Source organism: Terriglobales bacterium (genome assembly GCA_035561515.1).
Taxonomy (GTDB): domain Bacteria; phylum Acidobacteriota; class Terriglobia; order Terriglobales; family Acidobacteriaceae; genus DATMXP01.
This window is the reverse complement of sequence record DATMXP010000027.1, coordinates 130180-152049: the sequence shown is the minus strand read 5'-3', so window position 1 is coordinate 152049 and position 21870 is coordinate 130180. Positions and strand designations below refer to the sequence as shown.

Annotated in this window: 16 protein-coding genes; 11 read left to right on the top strand and 5 right to left on the bottom strand. The window is 57.5% G+C overall.

Annotated elements, in window-relative coordinates; all coding sequences use genetic code 11:
- The first annotated feature begins 83 nt into the window (after positions 1 to 83).
- Positions 84 to 1055, top strand: a complete 972-nt coding sequence (locus VN577_13400) for a DUF3395 domain-containing protein (protein ID HWR15817.1) — start codon at positions 84 to 86, stop codon at positions 1053 to 1055.
- A 71-nt stretch (positions 1056 to 1126) separates the two neighbouring features.
- On the opposite strand, the gene VN577_13395 is transcribed toward VN577_13400, so the two are convergent.
- Positions 1127 to 2311, bottom strand: coding sequence for a glycosyl hydrolase family 18 protein (locus VN577_13395; GenBank protein HWR15816.1), 1185 nt, complete (start codon positions 2309 to 2311; stop codon positions 1127 to 1129).
- Positions 2312 to 2572: 261 nt separating this feature from the next.
- Between VN577_13395 and VN577_13390 the strand changes: the two genes are divergently transcribed.
- From VN577_13390 to VN577_13375, 4 genes are all read left to right on the top strand, one after another.
- Positions 2573 to 2800, top strand: coding sequence for a hypothetical protein (locus VN577_13390; protein ID HWR15815.1), 228 nt, complete (start codon positions 2573 to 2575; stop codon positions 2798 to 2800).
- Positions 2801 to 3200: 400 nt separating this feature from the next.
- Positions 3201 to 3815 (top strand): DVUA0089 family protein, encoded by a 615-nt coding sequence (locus VN577_13385; GenBank protein HWR15814.1) that lies wholly within the window; start codon positions 3201 to 3203, stop codon positions 3813 to 3815.
- 74 nt (positions 3816 to 3889) lie between these two features.
- Positions 3890 to 5152, top strand: coding sequence for a DNRLRE domain-containing protein (locus VN577_13380; GenBank protein HWR15813.1), 1263 nt, complete (start codon positions 3890 to 3892; stop codon positions 5150 to 5152).
- A gap of 2159 nt (positions 5153 to 7311) precedes the next feature.
- Positions 7312 to 8136 (top strand): class I SAM-dependent methyltransferase, encoded by an 825-nt coding sequence (locus VN577_13375; protein ID HWR15812.1) that lies wholly within the window; start codon positions 7312 to 7314, stop codon positions 8134 to 8136.
- Between the two features lie 52 nt (positions 8137 to 8188).
- Here VN577_13375 and VN577_13370 read toward each other — a convergent pair whose 3' ends face one another.
- From VN577_13370 to VN577_13355, 4 genes are read right to left on the bottom strand one after another with little or no spacing between them, the layout of a single operon-like run.
- A complete protein-coding gene (locus VN577_13370; GenBank protein ID HWR15811.1) occupies positions 8189 to 8710 on the bottom strand; it encodes a hypothetical protein in 522 nt (173 codons plus the stop codon).
- Positions 8707 to 9549, bottom strand: coding sequence for a hypothetical protein (locus tag VN577_13365; GenBank protein ID HWR15810.1), 843 nt, complete (start codon positions 9547 to 9549; stop codon positions 8707 to 8709). The genes VN577_13370 and VN577_13365 overlap by 4 nt, the downstream gene beginning before the upstream one ends.
- A gap of 16 nt (positions 9550 to 9565) precedes the next feature.
- Positions 9566 to 10666: a hypothetical protein gene (locus VN577_13360; protein HWR15809.1), complete on the bottom strand. Its 1101-nt coding sequence runs from the start codon at positions 10664 to 10666 to the stop codon at positions 9566 to 9568.
- The gene (locus VN577_13355) at positions 10666 to 12414 is read right to left on the bottom strand and encodes a hypothetical protein (GenBank protein HWR15808.1); all 1749 of its coding nucleotides are present in this window, start codon (positions 12412 to 12414) and stop codon (positions 10666 to 10668) included. Before VN577_13355 ends, VN577_13360 begins: the two co-directional genes overlap by 1 nt.
- A 360-nt stretch (positions 12415 to 12774) precedes the next feature.
- Here VN577_13355 and VN577_13350 point away from each other — a divergent pair, with 360 nt between their 5' ends.
- The 6 genes from VN577_13350 to VN577_13325 all read left to right on the top strand — a co-directional run bounded on the left by VN577_13350 (position 12775) and on the right by VN577_13325 (position 21863).
- Positions 12775 to 16962, top strand: coding sequence for a tetratricopeptide repeat protein (locus VN577_13350; GenBank protein HWR15807.1), 4188 nt, complete (start codon positions 12775 to 12777; stop codon positions 16960 to 16962).
- A gap of 15 nt (positions 16963 to 16977) precedes the next feature.
- Positions 16978 to 18228, top strand: a complete 1251-nt coding sequence (locus tag VN577_13345; protein HWR15806.1) for a glycosyltransferase — start codon at positions 16978 to 16980, stop codon at positions 18226 to 18228.
- Positions 18219 to 19379, top strand: coding sequence for a hypothetical protein (locus tag VN577_13340; GenBank protein ID HWR15805.1), 1161 nt, complete (start codon positions 18219 to 18221; stop codon positions 19377 to 19379). Before VN577_13345 ends, VN577_13340 begins: the two co-directional genes overlap by 10 nt.
- Positions 19366 to 19791 (top strand): STAS domain-containing protein, encoded by a 426-nt coding sequence (locus VN577_13335; GenBank protein HWR15804.1) that lies wholly within the window; start codon positions 19366 to 19368, stop codon positions 19789 to 19791. Before VN577_13340 ends, VN577_13335 begins: the two co-directional genes overlap by 14 nt.
- 75 nt (positions 19792 to 19866) lie before the next feature.
- Positions 19867 to 21120, top strand: a complete 1254-nt coding sequence (locus VN577_13330; GenBank protein HWR15803.1) for an oligosaccharide flippase family protein — start codon at positions 19867 to 19869, stop codon at positions 21118 to 21120.
- Positions 21117 to 21863 (top strand): hypothetical protein, encoded by a 747-nt coding sequence (locus VN577_13325; GenBank protein ID HWR15802.1) that lies wholly within the window; start codon positions 21117 to 21119, stop codon positions 21861 to 21863. The genes VN577_13330 and VN577_13325 overlap by 4 nt, the downstream gene beginning before the upstream one ends.
- Positions 21864 to 21870 lie beyond the last annotated feature (7 nt).

Sequence of the window (21870 nt, the reverse complement as noted above, 5' to 3'; positions counted from 1 at the left end):
TGGCCTTACGTTACTAGAGTTACGCAACTGATTGTGACTAACATGGTTTCCATATCCAGCGGCAGACAAGTTCGGAGATGCATATGAAATTCACCAAGCCGTTCATCTGTTTCGGTCTTCTGTGCTTCTTTATGTTGGCAACCCTGGCGGGTATGGCTCAGACCCAGTTTCCTCCGCAGCCCACCCAAAACATTCAGGCGAACATTTCCGGTGCGCCGGGCAAAGGCAAGTGCACCTTCGAAGCTGTCGTCGACGGCTCTGCCGATGTCGAGATCCGCGGCAATGAAGGCCGTCTCCGCTGGGTCTCCGGCGGCGCCATTTCCTGGCGCCGGCTGGACTGCAATCAGCCCCTTCCGCTTAACCCCACCAACTTCCGTTTCCAGGGCGTTGATGGCCGCGGCAGTCAGACGCTCATCAAGAGCCCGAACCAGAACAACGGTGTCGCCGTCATCCGTCTCGACGACCCCCAGCGTGGTTCCGAAGGCTACACCGGCGACCTCACCTGGGACGGCGGTAACGACAATGGTGGATGGAGTGGCGGCTGGAACAACCTCCGTATCGTGCGCGCCGAATACGGCCTCGGTAACCGCTTCATGGATGTCACCGATCGCCTGAATTCCCAGGTCCAGAACAACCAGCTCACCTTGCAGGTGAACAACTACACCATGGGTGGCGACCCGGCCCGCGGTCAGGACAAAATCCTCCGCATCCGCTACACCTACAACGGTCGCCAGGAGGAAACCTCCATCGCCGAAGGCAGCTATCTCCGGCTCCCGAACGGCAATGTACCCCCCGGCCAGAATTACCCCGGCACGCTGCAAATCCTTCGCGCCGACTACGGCTTTGGAAACCGGTTCACCGACGTCACCTCCCGTCTTAACTCCCAGATTCGCGGAGGCCAGCTCAACTTCCAGGTCACCGACGACTCCATGGGAATGCCCGGAGGCGGAAGACGCAACGGAATCCTCTTGATCCAGTACACGTACAACGGACGCGTTAGCCAGGCCACCGTCCGCGAAGGCGAATACCTCCGCCTCCCGGCCCCACAATACTGACGTTAAGAGACCTCATGTAGAAAAAGGCCCACTCGCAAGAGTGGGCCTTTTCGCTTCTGTTGTGAACGCAACTACTTCCCTTCTAGCAACCTCGCCGCCCGTTTCGCCCGCTCTTCCTGCGTCCCTTTAACTGCCGGCGACTTCGGATGCGTCACTCGGAACTCCCGGTCCAGCATCGTCCAGAAGTCCGGGTCTTCCATGCCGATTACCCAGGCCGAGATTCCGGGCATACCCGACTCCACTGCAAGCGTGAGCTTCGGTTGCAGACTGCGCGCGTCTTCGTACCAGATCACGCTGTTTGCGCCGTCCGCTGTAGTCAGTTCGTACCGGTTCGCCTGCTCCGTCTCGTCCCATATCGGCGTGCTTTGCGCCACCACGTCCTTCAGCCCCGTGAACCACATCGACTTCACCGTCCACTTTTTCTTCTGCGCACCCGCGTTGTCCTGCACGAAGTCAGCCGGCTTTACGTTCTGGTCCGCACTCACAGCCGTCCAGCGGATCCCATACGTCGGCACGCCCAGCGACAACTTCCGCGCCGGCACTTTCGAGAGCGAAAACTCCGCCACCTGCTTCACCCACGGCACTCCCGCCAGTGGGCCGGGATCGGAGAACCCCGCGTGCTGCGGATACGCCATGATGCTCAGAAAGTCCGCCACCTTCCCCAAGTCTGTGTAGTCGTACACGCCGCTCCAGTTGTCGTAGCCTCCCGGCGACTCCGAGTTGCGGTCGTCCGAATATTTGCCCACCACCGCCAGGCTCAGCTTCAATCCGTGCTTGTGAAACTCCTTCGCCGCTTCGCGCACGAACACCGTGAACTTGTCACGATACGTATAAAGGATGTTCTCGTAATCGAATTGAATTCCGATGTAGCCATCGCGCAGCGACAGGTAGATCAGATACTTGATCGCACGTGCCCGCGAGTCGGCGTTATCGAGCATCGTGTGCATCAAGGGCTGGTTAAATCCTTTGTTCGTCACCAGCGGCATCAGCGCGACACCGTTTGTTCGCGCGATCTCCAGCACCTCGGGCGGAACTTCTCCGCCGACAAATCCTTCCGCATCCATCGAGAAGCACTGCGGTGCAATGATCGACACCTGTTTCGCATGTTCGCGAAAGCTCTGAATCGAATCCGCCCGATTCACCAGGTACATTAACGTTTCAATCTTCGCTTTTTTCGGAGCGGATTTGCTTGGCGTGGCGGCGAGGGCAGCGTAACTACAAAAGACCAATAACAGTACGACGACAATTTTCTTCATGACCTGGTCCGTTGTTTCAATGAAATATGCGCGCAGCCTACTCCATCGCACGCTGGATTCACAAGTACAGGACGTCACCGCCGGTTCGCCCAATCGGCGAGTGGCCCACTCAACCTTCTCGTTAACAACTGCACTGAAGAATGGGCAGATAGCCTCGTTTGGTAAGGCGAGTAACTACCCTGCTCGACCCGTTTGGTTCGAACTGCAGTAGCCATCTCCTCCTTGTGAGGCCTTCATCACATTACGGAGGAGCATCCACACATGCACGAACGACAGTTCTCGCCACTTGAATTTGCCATCTTCGCAGGAACACGCGTCGCTCTCGGAATCGGCATTGGGCTTTTGCTCTCCGGGCGCCTCGGTCGAGACCAGCGCAAAGGTGCCGGAATCGCTCTGCTCGCTGTGGGAGCGAGCTCGACCGTTCCGTTTATCGTCAACGCCATCATAAGGAAAGCGCGCCACCAGAAAGAATGGGAGCACGCTGCCTAAAATCAGCCACTAAACCGTAGTCAGGCGACCGGTCCTTTCCTGCTTTTGGAAAGGGCCGGTTCACCACAGGATCTCACCGCGCAGCATTGCCTATTCGTTCGAAAAGAATGTTTTCTCAATCGGGGCTGCGGAGAGCGAGCACGACCCGCGCATGAAGTCCGGGTCGTTAATCACGTCAGTTCCAAAATGGACCTGAAGCCTAAATTTATTTCATCAATTGCAGTTGCCAGTTCACGCCAGAGCTATAATTCGCGCGTCTGAATTTCCCCCATCAGAATATTTGCAAGGAGACAGTCTCCATGGGATCACTGTCGGGCCTTGCTGTAATCGTTGAACACCAACGTTCCTCCGCCAATAAACTCGAACTGCAACTTCTCTCAACCACATCAGGAGCAGTCTTATGATGAGCACGTGTACGACTGCGCTTCGGGCGTACTTAATCCTTGGTCTGATGATTTGTGCGCCCACGTTAGCTTCCGCTGATTTAACCTCGATGTCATTCACCGGTACTCTCGCTGACGCCAACGATGTCGCACTGGCAACATTCACTCTGAGCGATCCTTCGTCCGTGTTCCTTCAGACCTGGAGCTATGGCGGAGGGATGAATGCTGCAGGCACAGCGATACCATCCGGCGGCTTCGCTATGGAGTTGGCTTTGTATAGCCCGTCTCCAGACGAAAGTCTGCTTCTGTGGCTTAGCAATGGGCTGGATTTGGGATGCCCTCCTGGAAATGACACGGGAGCATACTGTGGTGACTTAGCCGGCAACGTTTTTCTTTCCGCCGGGACGTACACGCTGGCTATCTTCGCTCAGGGAAACCAAGCGCCTCTGTCTTTGCCAAACAGCTTCGGTACATCGGGTCAATTCTGGAACTTCGATTCCAGTGCGGACGCCACACCCGCTTATGCTGTGGATGTTTCCGTATTACAAATACCAGTGCCCGAGCCTTCCAGCGCAGTTTTGCTTGCTTCTGCTGCCGCGCTTTTCCTTCGCAAATGGCGCCGTATGCCTTAAGTTGCGACGCGACAAGGTAGCCCCGGCCTCTTCGGCTCCGGACCCACGGCCCTAAATTTCCGTGGAGGTTACCCATGCTTCGCTCTGTTCGCTTGATTCCCATCATTTTGTTGGCCCTTGCACTTACCTCGAATGCCCAAACCCTGCGTCTGACGGACGACGCCTACACAACTCCCGCGTTCGCCGGCAACAATTACGGGACCGCAGTGGTCATGCTGGTCACAGGACCGAATGCCACCGCGACCATCTACAACGGCCCCAACAACCGCGCGTATGTGAAGTTTGACCTTTCCACGCTTCCAGGCACTCCCATCGGATCCGATGTCGCGTCTGCCACGCTGACCCTTTATGCCAGCCGCGTTTACACCCCGGGCAGCATCGACGTGCAGTACGCAAGCTCTGCCTGGACAGAACTGACGGCCAAAGAGGGCACCGTAGGAGTAGGCGGTGTTGTAGCTTCTGCACAGGCCATCTCGGCTTCCAACACGTTTGTATCGGTGGATGTAACGGGAGCCGTTCGCGATTGGTTGAATGGTACGGAGAACAACGGATTCATCATCGCCGCCAATGCAACCACGCCCGCGGTAGCCGTAGCGTTCGACAGCAAGGAGAACACCGGTACAAGCCACCCTGCGGTGCTTACAGTTGTGTTGAACAATAGCCTCACTGGTCCAGAAGGCCCGATTGGGCCGCAAGGTCCTATCGGGCCTATCGGGCCTATCGGACCCATAGGCCCGGTTGGTCCACAAGGTCCTGCTGGAGTGTTGAGCTCGTTTGATTCAATCTCGGGACTTTCCTGCACCCGAAACGGCTACGCCGGAACCGTTTCGGTAACCTATTCAGGTTCGGGCGCGGCGACGTTGACCTGTGTCTTGCCTCCCCATCTGACTGCCGACGCGTATGAGCCCAATGATGTTTTCGGTACCGCCTACAATCTCGGAACTGTTTCCGGAGACACGGGAATGGACATCCTTACTGTGGCAGCGAATCTGCACCTCAATACGGATGTTGACTGGTATCGGTTCACCCTGTCGGAAGACGACAACAGTATCCTCTACTCGATTTACCTTTCAGCTGACACGAGCCTGTTCAACATGCCCCCGTCATCTGATTACGACTTGTACGTATACAACAGTAGCGGTGCGGAGATCGGGAGGTCCATCCTGGCCGGAAATGCAACCGACAGCGTCTGCGTCAGGAAAAACGATGAGTGGCTTTCGGATGACAGCAGAACCGTGTATCTGAAAGTCAGGCCATACACGTGGAACTCCAACGCCACCGCCTATTCGCTTCAGATAGTTGGAAACACTACCTGTCCGGTGGCCAATTTGGACTAAGGGACGAAGGAGGGCGACAACTAGTATCGCCAGTGGGTGCCCCATCCTTTAGCCGCGAAGCGGCGTAAGGGTGGGGCCAGAATCTGACGCGGGTGCCCCATCCTATTCGTGAAGCGAATAGGGTGGGGTGAGAAACTGCCGGTGTTGCGACACTCTGTGTGCCCGATTGTGGCTCGCGTTAACCCGCCTGCGAGGCGACACAACCGGGAGCCCAACGCGTAAGCGTTGGGTTCTCGAACACACAGGTCGTTGTCCCGTGGCGGTGCGCAGCACCGCACGGTTAACCACACCTTTCGTATTTGGCCGATCTTGTTGTGCTGTAATCCCCTTCGGAGACCGTTACTCCACAACCCGACCGTAAACGCCGCGCGGGTGCTCCACCCTATTCGTCGAACGCGACATTTCTGAAGCAGTTGTAGACATTGCCCGTTTCGGGAAATCGGGCCGGTCGAGATCGAATCGAAATGGACATAACGCGAGCGTGAGAGGAAAATTACGGTAAGGTCGGAACGTAGTTTCGAACGTTAACAATACGAGAAAGGACTCTCACGCGAATGAAGCTCTGTAGAAAAGTCCTGTTTGTCAGCTTCTGCTTGGCGTTCCTATCCTCCGTCGTCGCTCAGCAACCCAACGGCCCTATGCGTCCCCACGAGGTCGATCCTGGGGGCTACCTCCGTTTACCGAGTGAGGTCATTTCTCATGGCAACAACGAGCGGCCAGTTGGCAAGTTTGGTCTCACGACATATCGATTGGAGCGAGTTAAGCTGGAACGGCCGCTGCAGTTGGCAAGAGGGGCCCTGATAAAGAATGTCTATCATCTGATAATAACTGGCGGTCCTTTTCTGGGCGCTTATACCATTTGGATGGATGATGTCGCTCTACCGACGTTCACGTTTGACGACAAGCACTTAGTCGCTCAGTTTCTTGGCTCAACGATAAAATTGCCGGACGGGGCTCTGCTCTCTGTATCAGATCGCAGTTGTCCAACGACCTCGGAGTCAGTGGAGACGGGAACGGCCTCGGAGACAGTGCTGCCGGAAAGGCTATCGGTTCCTCCAGAGCTGCGCGCCGAACCGCCATCAGAGAGAATCGAACTGCGAACATTCACAAAGAAGGGTCAGCAATTTGTAGGTATAACAGTTGCTACAGATATGGCCGACCCGTTCCGTAACGCGTCGCTCTATATGCAGATCGGGCGACGAGTATTTCGGGCTGCGAGCGGTCTTGATCAACACGGGTTTTCCGCAAAGACTGCTTCGACGTCAGTTCCGATTGACACATTTTGGAAGATTCCGGACGGTGCCCAAGTGATAGTGAAGTGGGGAGCTTGCGCCCCAGGCGGTCATGTAGTCGGCCGATTGCGCAAGGATACTCTCGATCAATAACCCGGGAGGAGGTGGCCCGTGGTTCCCGTTCACCTACAAACAGTCGTTGATGGGGCTGGTGGCCCACGTAACAGACCAGTTACACGGCTTCCGTGCCCCACCTTCACGTCTCGTATTGAGGGACGTTAAGTGCCTGCCCTGAGCGAAGCCGAAGGATGGGAGACCACCGCACTCCGATCCCGGAGGGTTCTTCAACGCCTAACCGGTGACACCAATGACCGGGACTACCGCCGGCCCTCACGCCGAGTTCTTTCCCATTCCAACTCTCTGTGTCTCTGCGCCTCTGTGGTCATCTTTTTGTTCCCATTTCGGCACAAACCGCTCCAAACGATGTCAAGGGGGTCACCGCACCCTTTTCCCCGCAAACTCCTGAAAACACTCACAAAATAAATTTCCAAACTGTGGCATGTTGCCCCCACCCAAATTGCTATTCTGAAAATGTAGATGGTTTTGGTTCTTGTCATTCTGACCCTGACGCTCGAACGAAGTGAAGCGGAAGGGCAAGAATCTCTATAGTCATCGCTGACTCTTCAGGAGGAGACCTTCTGCCTACGACCAAGTACTAATAACTAATGACTAATGACTTGTCGTTTAACTCTTTTGTTTTCATATACAAGCCGTATAGTGTTGATTTTAAAGGATTTATAAGCCCTTTGTTTTCATATACAGAGAATCCGACGCTCGCGTAACTGCTTTGTTTTCTTATAGGAAGCCAAAACCGGGGGGAGGGGGGTACCCCCTCGAAAGGTTCTTTAGAATGGAATGGGAACTCCAATGACCGATACCGCCTGGAACTCCTTCGCCCGTGCCAACGCCTCCGAGCGTTGGCGTAAACACTCCGCCTCCATGGGCACGCCGCTCACCGAGCTCATCGTCCGCGAAAGCGATGCCCAGCCCGGTATGCGCCTGCTCGATGTCGCCTCCGGCACCGGGGAACCCGCCATCTCCCTCGCCACCCTGCTCAACGGCACCGGTGAGGTCGTGGCCACCGACGTCTCCGCCGAGCCGCTCAAGATCGCCGAAGACCGCGCCCGCCAGCGCGGTCTCACCAACATTCGCTTCCAGTCCGCCGACGTCCACAAACTCCCCTTCGAAGACCAGCACTTCGACCGCGTCACCAGCCGCCTCGGCCTCATGTTCTTCGCCGACCTGAACCGCGCCCTCTCCGAGATCCGCCGCGTCCTTAAGCCCGCTGGCCGGTTCACCGCCGTCGCCTGGGGCACCATCGACCAGCCCTACTTCCAGACCACCATCGGCACCATCCTCGAGATGTTCCCCTCGCTCGAACTGCCGAAGTCCGGCGCCAACATGTGCAAGTTCGCCAGCCCCACCACCCTTACCCGCGCCTGTATCGAAGCCGGCTTCTCCGACGCCTCCGCCGAAGTCCGCAACGTCGACTGGACCTGGCCCGGCACCCCCGAGGAAGTCTGGGAATACTTCCAGGCCGTCACCGTCCCGTTCGCGCCGCTGTTCCAGTCCGTCCCGGAAGACCGCCGCGCCGACGTGACCCGCGTCGTTCTCGAAAAAATGCACCGCTTGTCTTCGAACGGCGAAGTCCGCTTCGGCGCAAAATTCGTCCTGGCCACCGCCGTTCGCTAAAACAAAAAGCGCACGGCCAAAACCGTGCGCTTTCACCCACAACAGAAACAACTTACTGTCCGATCACTTCCTGCAACACACGGACTTTCCAGCGGTTTTCGCCGGCCGTCATCACAACCGTGTAAGTCTGCGTGCGCTGCTCCGAGTTCACCATCTTGTCGCCATCGAGATACTGGACTTCAAAGTCAGCCACATCGCGCAACTGGATCGCCGAACCTTCCGGCGAATAAAACACGGCTTGCAGTTTGTGACCGCGATCCACGTAACGCGTTCGCAGTCCCGACTGCTGTTGCTGGTTCACGCGCTCGCGGATCTCGTCCAGCGCAACGCCGACAAAATCCGCATCCAGAACATCGGTTCGATTCTCTGCCAGCGCAGTGGCCATCGAACTCCAGGCTTTCGCATAGTCGCGAGCTACGGCCTTTTCGGTCGTGTCCTCGATCTCGCGCGGACCTGCGGACGAAACATCGAGGTTCACCTGCGGAATGTTCGACGCCGCTTGCACCGCCACAATCCAAACTGAACACGCGAGAATCAGACCGGCGATAAATACATAAGAAACCCAGCGCTTCACATTCCACCTCCCCAGCGCATTTCATTCCCCATCACAACGCCGGAAGCAACGCTGAGAGTGGCACTTTCCAAGGCCGGGAATTGCGCCCGCGCAATTCCCTTCTTGACCCTCGAATCGATGGTGCTGCGTCCGTTCTTACCGATTGCGGTAAACGTAACGATCGTTCCGTCCGGAACTGGATTGCCCGCGCAGTCGCGGACTGGATCCGTTTCGACCACAACGCCATCCTTGGACTTCTGCACCCGCATGCGCAGGTTGCAAGGATCAGACGCGGTCTGCTGAACGACGCGACGAACCGACTTCTCGCCGGCGCTCGCTACGAATTGCGCAGCGCCTGCTTTCCGTCCCGAATCCATCTTGATGTAGGCAATTCCGTCCTTCGCCTGAACGGAATGCGATTGCGCAGCGCCTCCCTCAACAGACAGGTCGAACTTCACCTGTGTCGGAGTTAGCACCATGTTCTTGTTCTGGTCGAAGAGGAACACCGTTCCGGCGATCACACCTTGCCTGTCAGCAGGAACGCGAGATGGCCGCGCCAGAAACGCGAGATCTCCAATCTTTCCAGGTGTGACTTCGAACGTGCTCGCGGAACCATTTAGGATCGCCGTGTAGCGACCAGCGTTCTTGACCGCAACGCGCACTTCCTCACCGGACTTCACGTCCTTCTTCATGGCCGTTCCCGGACCGAACAGGTAAAGGGTTCCGCTGCCGCTGGACGAGAGGCTGATCTCAGTTCCCGCGACAGCTTTCTGGGGAACCTGGACCTCAGCTGCTTGCGCCACGTACGCAGCGAACCAGCAGACAGCGATTAACAACGAGATTTGCAAGACGCGATACATGGATCCCGAATCCCTGTTACAGCTGAGTCTTATTGATGCTGTAGCTGTTAACTGTCACCCGATAGGTCTGAACCTTGTCGGCGATGTCGTCGCGCATACCCAGCGTGAACGGCTCGGGCGATTGCGGCAGCAGCGCACGGTCAACGTAACCGTCTGACACCCAGATCACTCGTCCCTGGTTGTCGTAGAAGGTTGCGAGAACGTGCGGGATATTGACCGTTTGTCCGCTCTCGTTAATGAGTTCCCCGCGCAGAACCTTGCGGCCGTTCGAGTCCGTATCCAACTTCTGGTTCAGCACACCAATGGTCGGATCGGCGGAAGCGGGCACAAGCAGTGCGTTTGGCTGCATCCGCACGTTCTTCACATCGGCCAGCTTGATGCCGGGAAAATCGACGCGGAACGGCGAGACTTCCTTCGGCAGCAGCACGTGGGAAATCTTGTCGAAGCTGCTCTCTTCTCCGAGTGTCTGGCCGTTCTTGCCGACCAGCGTTGCGTTGACGGCAACGAATCCCGGAACAGTGTCTTCATTCACGATCTCGCCCAGGATGATCGTCGCGTTGTCGCGCTCGACGGCGTTCATCGACACGATGCGCACGCGCGGGGCTTCCACGTTCTGCGCACCCCAGTCGTCGTCGGCACCTCGCGTGACGATATCCCAGCGGAGGAAGTTCACGGGAATGACCTGCGGCGGAACCTTGGCCTGCACCGTGACCGGCCAGTCGAGTTTCCAACCGCCGCCTGATTTGACGAGGTTCAGATCCTTGCTCTCGTACATCGCGCCAACCGCGGTGGACCATTGCAGGTCGGTGCGGACTAGCGCCTGCGTGTCATTCTCTTTCAGCACCTTCGGCGTCGCCTTCGACAGGGTGGAGAAACTGCGGAGGTCGCCATTGTTGCCATTCAGTTCCTTGACAAGGCTGGTGAGATCAACCTTGTTCTGGTTGTTCACCAGGTTGTAAGCAGCCTTCCAGTCCTTTGCCTTCACGTAGTCGTAGAAGGTTCTTACGGCTCCGTCCGGAGTGCTCGTATCAACTTCGGCCTTGCCGGCCGTCAGCGTGCCGACCGCAAAGAGAAGGACTGTTACTGCAACCATTACGATGAGAAATACGCGGCCCATTACTTCGCCTCCCGCAACGCCACCGCTTCGTCAGTGGCTGGGAATTCGTAGGTTTCAGCGAGTCTGCGACGCTCGTGCAACAGCACAACGCTGAGCAAGGAAAGCAGCGCCACCGAGATCGGCAACAGGCCCCAGATCAAGCCTTGCCATGGCGGAGGCGGAGCGCCAAAGTCCATTTTCTGGGCGGGAGGAACATCATCCTTCACCCAGAGCGTAACGTTGCCGTTATCGTACTGCTCGGCCGTACGCCATCCGGCGAACGCGAGCAGCGGCTCATAGAAACGGTCGCGCACGAAAATGTACTTCAGGCCGTACTGGTTGGCGTGCTTGAGCATGGCACGGAGCGACTCCATGCCACCCAGGCCGTAGTACTTTGCGTTGTCCAGTTTTCCTGCGCCGTACTGCGTCATTTCGGGCAACAAACGGGCGGAGTTGTAGTCGCCGTCGACGGTACTGGCATTCACCTCGATCGAGACCTTCGAGAACAATGAGCCAAACCCAAGCGTCAGGTAGCGGAACTTCGAATGGTCATCGCGATTCATGAACGCGATGACCTGGTCTACCTTGAAGCTCGTGTCCCCGATGGGGTTGAACTGCATCCAGGCAACGGATGTCGCGAACGTCGCCACCATGGCGGCGAAGACTCCGACCAAGGCCTTCCGTCCATAACGGTTGATCAGATGAGCTGCCAGCAGACCCGCTAATGGAAGCACCATCAACGTGGATACGAACGTGAAGCGCTCGTAAGTGAAGACGTAGAAGAAACGATTGAACAGCAACTTCGCGAAAGGTGTGGTTCCACCGAGGCCGATCAGGAACGTGACCCACCATCCAACGAACAGTGGACGAAGACGACGGCTCGTCGCACCACGCAGGAACATGTACGGCACCACCAGCGCGAGCGCTCCATACGGAATCAGCCAGTAGTTGAGACCTGTTTTCAAATTGAGCAGATAGTTGTCGCGGCTCGGATGTGGAATCGGAAGCTGCGTGACCGGATTCTTGAAGAACGAAATCCAGAACGGCAGCAGCACAAGGGCAATTCCGATGCCCACAAGAGCGCCGAACGCCAGCGCGCGGGAAATAACGCCGGGCGCAGAAGCCTCGGCACCTTCCTGGTTGCGATCCACCAAAGCAAGCCAAACCACAGGCGCGGCAAACAGCACAATGCTGATGAGCGTGATGTGGTGTACAGCCGCAGCGCTCATCGTCAGCAGAACGCCCTTCACCAGGTTGCTGAGAGTGTTCGAGCGCAGCCAGCGATAGAAGTATGGGATCGCGTTCAGCGTTAACGCCGAGCCCAGGATCGTATTGATCTGCCCGGACTGGTAAGTGAGCATGCCGAGCGATCCCAGGAAGACGGCTCCCAAGGCGGCATAACTCGCGCTTTGTTCATCGACCCAGAGCCGCGCATAACGCAAGATGCCCACCGCAATCAGAAGAATGGCGACCAACTGCACGAACATGTAGGACATCGTCAGTCCGAACAAGTACGAGAACAGCGCGATCAACTGATGGGCGAGGGGCGGGTAGGTCGTCTGTGAGAAACCTGCAAACCACTTCTCATTCCACGGATTGAACCAATGTCCGGCATAGTGCGACGCCATGAACATATGCGTATAGGCGTCGTATGAATTCGCCGGCAGCTGCATCAGCAGGAGCGGACCATGCACCGCCAGGGCGAGGAGAAGAATGACTGTAACGGACACAGCGCGCGATGCGCTGGGAGATGGTGAAACCGAGTTCACTGAATTCCTCCATGCTTTTCCCTTCCGGAGCAGTTTTGATTCCTGACGTGCTTCTCGGGTTGACTTGAGAAGAAACGAAACTTATGTGAGCTGTTGCTTGCAACCAAAAGCCGCTCTGGAGTCACAAACAAGCAGCGGAGCAATTACGAACGACGCAGACGTCCCGTTACGTAATGGCGCAATGCGGAACAAGTGAGTACACAAAGACACATACTGGGTACTTTCGAGCTCACTACATTCAGAGATGGAATCAAGCGCAATCCAACTTCGGCAGTTTTCAGGCGTAAGCCGTAACCCCTTGAGATGGAATCCGGCTTGCGATGGTGAGAAGTGCCACGTCTGCTTACTCCTGGTGGTCCCGTGAAAAGTTTTCTTATAAACGTTACTAACTGTTCCCTCCTGGCGCTCGCGTTCGTAACCGCGAATGCGCAGACGTTTGAGATCGGCGGGCAGCAACAGGCCCAGCCGGCTCAGAACAGCCGCAAGGGTGCGGCTGCCAGCAGCAACTCATCCGGCGGAATTGGCTGGGGCAGCAGTATCGAAGTTGGTCGAATGGCACGTGCAGCAGAAACCGCGCTAAAGAACGGAGATACCTCCGGCGCCGCGAACTATGCCGAACGCGCCGTGAAGGCTGCCCCCCAGGATGCGAAGCTCTGGTTCCTGCTCGGTTACACTTCGCGCCTGGCGGGCCGATACCCGACGTCGCTCAGTGCGTTTCAAAAAGGCCTGCAACTTCAGCCAGGCTCAGTGGAAGGCCTTTCCGGTCTGGCGCAGACGTACATGCGCATGGGCCGTACCGATGAAGCCAAGCGGTTGCTTCTTCAGGTAATCGCAGCAAACCCGAAGCGCGACACCGACTTGCTGATCGCAGGCGAGCTATTCATCCAGACAGGCGACACCCAGCGCGGACTCGACCTCCTGCAACGTGCCGAAAACATGAAGCCCTCGTCACACGCCGAGCTGCTGATGGCCATCGCCTACATGAAACTGAAGCAGCCTGAACAGGCTAAGGCCCTTCTCGACAAAGCGAAGCGGCGTTCGCCGAACAATGTGGATATCTTCCGGGCGGTTGCAAACTACTACCGTGAAGTTCATGACTACCGCAATGCAGTTCTTACACTGAAGAGCGCGCCCAAGAAGACGCCCGACGTACTAGCCGACCTCGCATACAGCTACGAGTTAAACGGAGACAAGAAAGAATCGGCCGACACCTATTCGAAGGCCGCGGATCTGCAACCGCAACAGATCACGCTGCAACTGAGCGCGGCACAGGCACAGTTGCGAGCAGGAGATCTCGGCAAAGCCCGGCAATATATCGCCCGTTCCGAAAAGCTCGATGCCGGCCACTACCGCCTGCACGCTATTAAAGCGGTCCTCGCCCGAGCCGAAAACCGGCAGCAGGATGCGATCGCCGAGTACGAAAAGGCGTTGGCGGCGATTCCCGCCGGCGGAACTCCGGAAGGAATGCTTTATCCGATTCAGTTGCGGCTGAACCTTGCTGATCTCTATCGCGAAGCTGGAAACAAGGAAGGCGCGCGTCAGCAGATGCAGATCGCCGAAACCGAGATGAGCAAGCTCCAGGTGGAAGGTCCCGCGAAAGCAGAGTTCCTGCGTGTTCGTGCAGCGATTCGAACTGCCGGCGAAGACTACGCCGGAGCGGAAACGGACTTGAAACAAGCTCTTCAGATCGATCCGGAGAACATCAACATTACCCTCCAGTACGGCAACCTCCTGTGGAAGCTGAAGAAGAAGGACGAAGCACGCAAGTTATACATGACGGTCCTCAAAAGAGAACCGAACAATCGGTTTGCCCTTGAATCGCTCGGCTACCTGTATCGGGAAGACGGCGACGTAAAGACGGCTGCCGAATATTTCATGAAGCTGGCGAAAGCCTATCCGGACGATTACGTAGCGTACCTCGCCATGGGCGATCTTTACGCCGGGGCGGGACGGTTTAAAGAAGCGAACGACAGCTACGAACGCGCCTACAAGATCGCGCCGCAGAACCCGGCGGTGGTAGCCAATGCCGCCAACGCTGCACTTGAAAACCATCAAGTCCCGTTGGCCGGACATTGGGTTGAGCGTGCCAAAGGGTCGATGAACGATGACCCTCGCGTAAAGCGCGAAACGGCACGCTACCTTTTCCACATCGGCAAGTACCGCGAATCGGCCACTCTCGCCCGGCAGGTGCTTCAGACGCTTACTGATGACCGCAACGCCGCGGTCTATCTCGGATATGACCTGTATAACCTGGGCCGATACGATGACACGCTTGAGGTGGTGAGCCGCTTCGAGAGCATTCTGCCCAAGGAAGCGAACTTTCCGCTACTTGCCGGACACGTTCATAAACAGTCGCAGTTGCTGACCCAGGCTGTTGCCGATTACACGCGAGCCATCGAGAAGGATCCCAAGATGGTGAACGGGTACGTGAACCGCGGGTACGTCCTGAACGATCTTCAGAACGCGAACCAAGCCGTGAAGGACTTCCAAACCGCCCTCAAGATGGAGCCCAAAAATGGCGTCGCACAGCTCGGCATGGCGTTCTCAGCCTTACAGCTTCGGCGCTCGAAGGATGCCCTGGATCATGTGGACACGGCGGAGAAGTTGCTGGGTGAATCCGGTGCGACGCATCTGGTTCGCGCCACGGCGTACCGTCAGCAGCGCCTACTGAACAAGGCGGAAACAGAATATCGAGCGGCGCTGAGGTATTCGCCAAACGACATCAAGCTGCATCTCTCGCTGGCAGACACCCTGTATTACCAGCACCGCTACGGCGATGCCATCCAGGCCCTGAACACGGCGCTTCAATTGCAGCCGGAGGATCCGTTCATCTACGCGCAATTGGCACACGCCAATGCGCAACTTCACCGCCGGGCCGAGACGTTCCGGTACGTGGAAGCTGCGGAGCGTGAGGGTGGCGATCAGGCTGGCGTGCTGCTGGCCACCGGCGATGCCCTGCTGATACTCGGCGAACGCGACGCTGCCATGGAGCGGTTTACCGCCGCACTGGACGCGCCTGACACGAACCGCGTGGATGCCCGCCTTGCTTTCGCGAGGGTGATGGCACGCGACGGAAAGTGGGACGATGCTAAGCAGCAAGTCTCGCTGGCATTTGCCGAAGCGCGAATCGGAGAATCAACTCCGGTGACCGCCGATAATTACGTTGAAGCGGCGAACATCATGCTGGGGATGAACGACTTCGACCTGGCACGTCGCATGTTCGAGCGCGCGAAAACCGCTGGCGCTGCCGACGAAGTGGTGGCGATCGGCCTGGCGAACACCTTCCTCGCACAGGGAGACAACGCCGATGCCCAGGCCGTGCTGGCAAGCCTGGGAAGTCCGGACGACTATTCCGACAACTATGACTACAAGCTGGCCATGGCGAATATGTATCGGCAGCGCCATGAAGATGCCCGCGCTCTGACGGCGTTCGCCCAGGCCGATTCGCTGGCTGGGCAGGAGAACGACGTCACTTCGCGAGCGATGCTCGACCTCGCTGGTGAGCAGGGACTCACGATTAACAACAAGTTCTCCGTATCGAGCGACTTCACCATGGCGCCAATCTTCGAGGACGCCACCATATACGGACTCGATGCTCAGTTCTTTGGCACCGGCGCGAATGGCGCACTGCCTCCGCCGCGCTCGTCTCTGGAATCGCGGTGGACGAATGCCTTCCGCATGAGGCAGCCCGGATTGCCGGCCATCACCGGATTCTTCCAGGTACGTAACGCGAGAGGCGAGGTTTCGCTTCCAAGCGAGAATGTGATCCTAAGCCGTAACACTTACGACTATACCTTGAACGGAGCTCTGAACCCGATTCTGAGGATCGGACGCAATTCGCTAATCTTTAACACCGGGGTTCAGATGACCTTCCGGCGCGACAAGGAATCGCCCCTCGAGATCAACCAGAACCTGTTCCGGCAGTTCGTGTACATGACGACGAACTCATTCTGGAACTGGCTCTCGATCAGCGGCAATGCGTATCACGAATCAGGTGGATTCAACGAACGCGACTTGAGCTCGCGCGACCTCGGGGCGAGGCTGGAATTCACAGTAGGCCGTCCGTGGGGTAAGACCGCGCTGGTGACGGGCTACTCGGTCCGCGACCTTCAATTGAACCCGCTGCCACGTGAATTCTTCTCAACTTCGAGCTACGCGGGTATCTCGCGCAAATTCGGCCAGCGCGTAAAAGCCACAATATTGGGCGAATACATACGTTCCTGGCGCGTGCAGGACCAGTTCTACGCCATTGCACAGGCAGCGCGGCCCGCCATGCGCCTGGAAATCAAGCCGGCCAAGAATTGGGAGATTGAGGCCAACGGCGCCTACTCTCGTGGCATGGGTATTCACGATTATGACAACGTACAGAGCGGAATCTTCATCTCTTATGTGAAGCCTCTTCGTCGCATGTTCGATGACGGTTCGGGGCAGTTTCCGGTGGAGTATCCGCTGCGGTTCTCAATCGGTTTCCAGCAAGACACATTTATGAATTTCTCTGGCCGCGGCCAGTCGATTTTCCGACCGGTAATTCGCCTGTCGCTCTTTTAGGTCAGATAGGGGCCCATGAAGATCTGTTTGGTCACTGCGTTTCCGCCGAGCCGGCGGGGACTAAACGAATACGGATACCACATCGCGCGGGAACTCCAGGCGGATCCGTTGCTGAGTGTTACGGTGCTCGGCGATGAAACCGAAGGAATAGCGACGGAGGAGTTGCACGACTTCGACGTTCGCCGCGTGTGGGACTTCAATCGCCAGACGAACGCGCTTCGACTACTGAATACAGTTCGCGACATCAAGCCGGATGTAGTGTGGTTCAACCTGCTGTTCTCGACCTTTGGAAATCATCCTGTAGCCGCTTTCACCGGATTAACGGCCCCTGCGCTCATTCGTATGGCGGGCTTTTACACGCACGTGACTCTGCATCACCTGATGGACAACATCGACCTGACCGATGCAGGTGTTCGTTCGCCGAAGCTTTACCGTCTTGCCGGCAAGATCGCGACGCGCATGCTGCTGGCCGCGAACTCCGTTTCAGTGTTGTTGCCAGCGTATCGTCGAACATTGATCGAGCGTTATCGCGGCGAGAATGTTCATTTCCGGTCACATGGAATCCTGAGCGCACGTCCTGAATATCCGAACTTCGACCTTCGTGGAAATCCACACAAAATTCTGGCATTCGGCAAGTGGGGCACCTACAAGCGCCTGGAACTGTTGATCGATGCCTTCAAGCATGCGTCACGGGAACTGGCCGACTGCAAACTGGTGATTGCCGGCGCGAACCATCCGATGACCCCCGGATACGTCGAGTCAGTGGCAGCGAGCGTGCAGGACGATCCTCGGATTGTGTTCACCGGGTACGTGCCGGAAGAAAAGATTGCGGAACTGTTCCGCAGCGCAACCGTCCTCGTGCTGCCGTACTCATCGGCCACGGGAAGCAGCGGTGTCGCGCACCTCGCAGCCGAATACGGCGTCCCGATTATCTCGGCCGACATCGAAGATTTCCGCGACATGGCAATCGATGAAGGTCTGGCTATCGATTTCTACCAGACAGGTGATTCCAAAAGTCTCGCCAATGCGATGACTGAACTCGTGCATTCCCCTGAGAAGCAGAAAGAAATGGCGGAAGCAAATTTTTCCGCAGCATTGCGGATGACGATGCCGCAGATTATGCGGCGATACCTGCGGTCGTTTGACGTACACCAGAGAGCCAAGGCCCTTCAGCCGATTTCGCGGTTCCGGCGCCTGCCGGCGTGGATTCCATCGCGTTCGGCCATTTTCCGCGCCGCTGCGCCGAGGTGGGCACCATGGATGTAAGAGCGATCGTTGTTCTTGGGGCCCCGAGCAAAACCCACGAGAGTATCGGCGGACTTCCCTACGCGTTGTCCGACGTGCTCGGGAAGCCGATCGCATTCCGGATTATTGAAAAGCTGAGAGATGCGGGTGTGGAGCGCGCGACGGTGATCACCGAAGCGCCACCGAGCGCGTGGCCGACCGGCACGGCAGAACACGGGAACTGGCAGCAGGCAGCGGGAGACGATCTTTGGCGCAAGGCGGAGGCCGTATTCGAGGAGTACTCCACGGCCGGCGCCGACCTGGTATTGTTTTTGCGGTTAGGCGCATACGCGGACATCGATTTCGGCGACCTGATGCAGTTTCACAATGGCCGGGGAAGTCGCATCACCGCTGTCATCGACGAAACCGGCGAGCGCCTGGACATCTACGCGATCACCGGTTCCCGGCGTAACGATGCTGCGTACCTGTTCCGTCATGAGTTGAAGGAGTTCCGGCAGTCCTGCAATTCGTATCTGTTCACCGGATACCTGAACCGCCTTACGTCTCCTCATCACCTGCGTGCTCTGGCCGTGGATGCGCTGATGCAGCGCGTTCGGATTGTGCCGGAGGGGAAACAGATCCGGCCAGGAGTCTGGCTCGGACGCGGCGCTCAAGTTCATCGCCGGGCACGGGTATTAAGCCCTGCATATATCGGCGCGGGATCTCGTGTCCGTGCCGCCGCTGTTGTAACCCGTTGCAGCGCCCTCGAACACCACACCGTGGTGGACTGCGGCACTGTAGTCGAAAACATAAGCACTCTTCCCTACACCTATCTCGGCGCCGGACTGGACGTAAGCCATTCCGTCGTCGGCCGTAGCCGGGTGTGGAACCTCAAGCGCAATGTGGAAGTGGAATTCTCGGATCCGCGCTTGATCGGTGAGGCGTCGGCGAACGCTCCCCTGCGTGCCCTCGGCGGCTTCCTGTCCTTAGTGAGTTTCTTACCCGCACAAGTCCTGCGGGGGGTATTCGCGTCGTCCCATCGCGAATGTCCGCCGTCATTGCCGGATTCGATCGCTACGCCTGCGGCGGCGTTGGAGGTTCCGGCGAAAACCAAGGCACCGGCCGCCCCCGCGGTTGATGCCGGAGAGTTCCCCGCAAACCTAGCAATTGCGAGGAGATATGGAAACGAGTAGGCCCGTGATCGTGAAACGCATGCCCGACCGGCTTAATCAGAAACAGGCGAGCATGTTTCTTCGCGACATTCAGCCGCTCCTCAACACCGACAGGCCGCAACTCGTGTTCGACTGCTCCATGATTCGGCAGATGGACGCCGCCGGCGTAGACATGCTGCTCCATTGCATGGCCGAGGTGATGAAACGCGATGGCGAATTGAAACTCGCCGCCGTTTCGCCCCAGGCATCGGTGGTTCTGGAGCTAACGAGAACGGACAGGTTGTTTGAGGTATTCGAAACTTCTGGCGACGCGGTGCGCAGCTTCTACCGCTTCCTGCCGAACGCCATGAAGAACCAGCCCGTGTTCATGCCGCGCTCCGTCGACGACGGAACCGGCCACACGAATTCCGACGGTAACCACGTAGCAGCATAAGAACGGAACTGATTCATTCTCATGAAGCAAGGAACCATTGCGACTGCACCACCACGTCTCGGTTGGCGAGACGCGATGGCAACGCTGCGTTCGGAACCGGCACACGCCCGCGTCCTGGGCGGCAGCATCATCATGCTGGTCGGTTCCGGACTCGTCAGCGTGGTGAACTTCGGATACAACGTCGCGGTCGCCCGGATGCTCGGGCCCTCCGCTTTTGGCCACGCCGCGGCAGCCGTGACGCTGCTGATGCTGGTCTCGGCAATGACTCTCTCATTCCAGTTAGTTTGCGCGAAGTTCGTTGCCCGCAACGAGACGGATGCGGGTAAGTCTGCTGTCTACGCCTCGCTTACCAGGCGGGCGTGGACCGCCGGCATCATGCTGGGCTCGGGCCTCATACTCTGCAGCGGCATCGTGGCGCGATACCTTAACCTGCCTACGCCCTGGGTCGTAATTATCCTGGCGTTCGGCATTGCCTTTTACGTCCCCCTCGGCGCAAAGCGTGGAGGCCTCCAGGGAACCTGCGCGTTCGCGAAACTAAGTTGGAATTTCATTCTTGAAGCGGTGGTCAAGTTCCTGGGCGCGGTGGTGTTGATCCAGCTCGGATATGGAGTGCTGGGCGCGGTCGCCGCGATCTCCGTTTCTGTCATGCTGGCCTACTTCTTCCCGAGTGTTCCTCAGGAGTTGAAGGTCAATCCGACTGCAGCTTTACCAGCCTCATTCCGCGAAGGGATGCAGGCCATCATCTTCTTCACCGGACAGGTGATCATCAACAACATCGACATCATCCTGGTGAAGCACTTTTTCAGCAGCGATCAAGCCGGCATGTATGCGGCGATCGCTCTGGTTGGGCGCGTCATCTACTTCGCTTCGTGGTCGGTCGTCAGCGCCATGTTCCCGGTTTCGGCAGGCGCGAAGCCGAAGGACGAGAACCACGCGGTACTTGTGGTGCCGCTGGTCATCGTACTCGCCATCTCCCTGGTATTTATCGTCGGCCTCACCATGTTCCCCGAACCGGTGCTGCGAGCCGTGTTCGGCGCCCAGTTCGAAATGGCGCTTGGCATGGAAGCGCTGCTGAGCCTTTATGCGGCAGCCGCTGGAATCTACTCCCTCGGTGTGGTGCTCATGGCCTACGAGATGTCCCGGAAAATCGCCAACACTGGCCTGGTACAGCTGGCCGTAAGTGGCGCGATCTTCCTGGGAATCAACATATTCCATTCAACCTTGCATCAAGTTGTGCTCGTTCAACTTGTGCTCATGGTGGCATTGCTCATGATCGTGTCACTACCATTTTTCCGCTTCCGCCGGATGAATCGAGAGGAGGCAGCATGAAAAAGCTGCGGCGGGTAACTGAAGCAGAAGTAATTGCCGAGTTTCTCCGGAACGAGTTCTACCAGGAAGAATTTCATCGCGACCGCGACCGTTTCGAGCATCTTGTGCTCGAAGCAGACGTAACGAATGACGAGGACAATCTGATGCGCCGCGCACTTCTCTTTCGCCGTCGTGGCCACATGTGGCGTGAGTTACCCTCCGACACCCAGTGGTGGGAAGTGCAATTGGATCCCGAAGACCTGCCGAAATTACGTGTGTTCCCCCGCGCTCATTGGAGAAAGATCGCCAACGGCAGCTTCGGACTTTCCGACATCGTCCATCAGATCCGCTCCAGGAAATTCGGCGGCAAGATTGGTGACTTCATTTCGAAGATTCATTCTCTCAGCTACCGGCTTCGCTTCGACCACGAAGTTAGTTCCGTAATCCTGATCGGCGTGGATGAAGAACACACGGTCACGATTATCGAAGGCAATCACAGGCTGACGGCCGCCATGCTCGGCGCGCCGGAAACGTTACACACGCGGTTCCGGGTTTTTCTCGGGACCTCATCACGAATGAACGAAGTTTGCTGGCATCACCACAGCGTGGCGAACCTGATGCGGTACATCCAGAACCGCCTGAAGCACTTGTTTCACGACCCGGAGGCCGATCTCTCCCGCCTCCCAGTCCCAGAGAAGAGCTTGACGGCGGCCCAGTACGCAAAGGCAGTTGCGGCACGCAAGGTAATGCCGGAATCAAAGTAAGCACGAT

Excerpts from the sequence above, each read along its gene's own strand:
- VN577_13400 (HWR15817.1), top strand. The coding sequence starts at position 84 with ATGAAATTCACCAAGCCGTTCATCTGTTTCGGTCTTCTGTGCTTCTTT.
- VN577_13395 (HWR15816.1), bottom strand. The coding sequence starts at position 2,311 with ATGAAGAAAATTGTCGTCGTACTGTTATTGGTCTTTTGTAGTTACGCT.
- VN577_13390 (HWR15815.1), top strand. The coding sequence starts at position 2,573 with ATGCACGAACGACAGTTCTCGCCACTTGAATTTGCCATCTTCGCAGGA.
- VN577_13385 (HWR15814.1), top strand. The coding sequence starts at position 3,201 with ATGATGAGCACGTGTACGACTGCGCTTCGGGCGTACTTAATCCTTGGT.
- VN577_13380 (HWR15813.1), top strand. The coding sequence starts at position 3,890 with ATGCTTCGCTCTGTTCGCTTGATTCCCATCATTTTGTTGGCCCTTGCA.
- VN577_13375 (HWR15812.1), top strand. The coding sequence starts at position 7,312 with ATGACCGATACCGCCTGGAACTCCTTCGCCCGTGCCAACGCCTCCGAG.
- VN577_13365 (HWR15810.1), bottom strand. The coding sequence starts at position 9,549 with ATGTATCGCGTCTTGCAAATCTCGTTGTTAATCGCTGTCTGCTGGTTC.
- VN577_13360 (HWR15809.1), bottom strand. The coding sequence starts at position 10,666 with ATGGGCCGCGTATTTCTCATCGTAATGGTTGCAGTAACAGTCCTTCTC.
- VN577_13345 (HWR15806.1), top strand. The coding sequence starts at position 16,978 with ATGAAGATCTGTTTGGTCACTGCGTTTCCGCCGAGCCGGCGGGGACTA.
- VN577_13340 (HWR15805.1), top strand. The coding sequence starts at position 18,219 with ATGGATGTAAGAGCGATCGTTGTTCTTGGGGCCCCGAGCAAAACCCAC.
- VN577_13335 (HWR15804.1), top strand. The coding sequence starts at position 19,366 with ATGGAAACGAGTAGGCCCGTGATCGTGAAACGCATGCCCGACCGGCTT.
- VN577_13330 (HWR15803.1), top strand. The coding sequence starts at position 19,867 with ATGGCAACGCTGCGTTCGGAACCGGCACACGCCCGCGTCCTGGGCGGC.
- VN577_13325 (HWR15802.1), top strand. The coding sequence starts at position 21,117 with ATGAAAAAGCTGCGGCGGGTAACTGAAGCAGAAGTAATTGCCGAGTTT.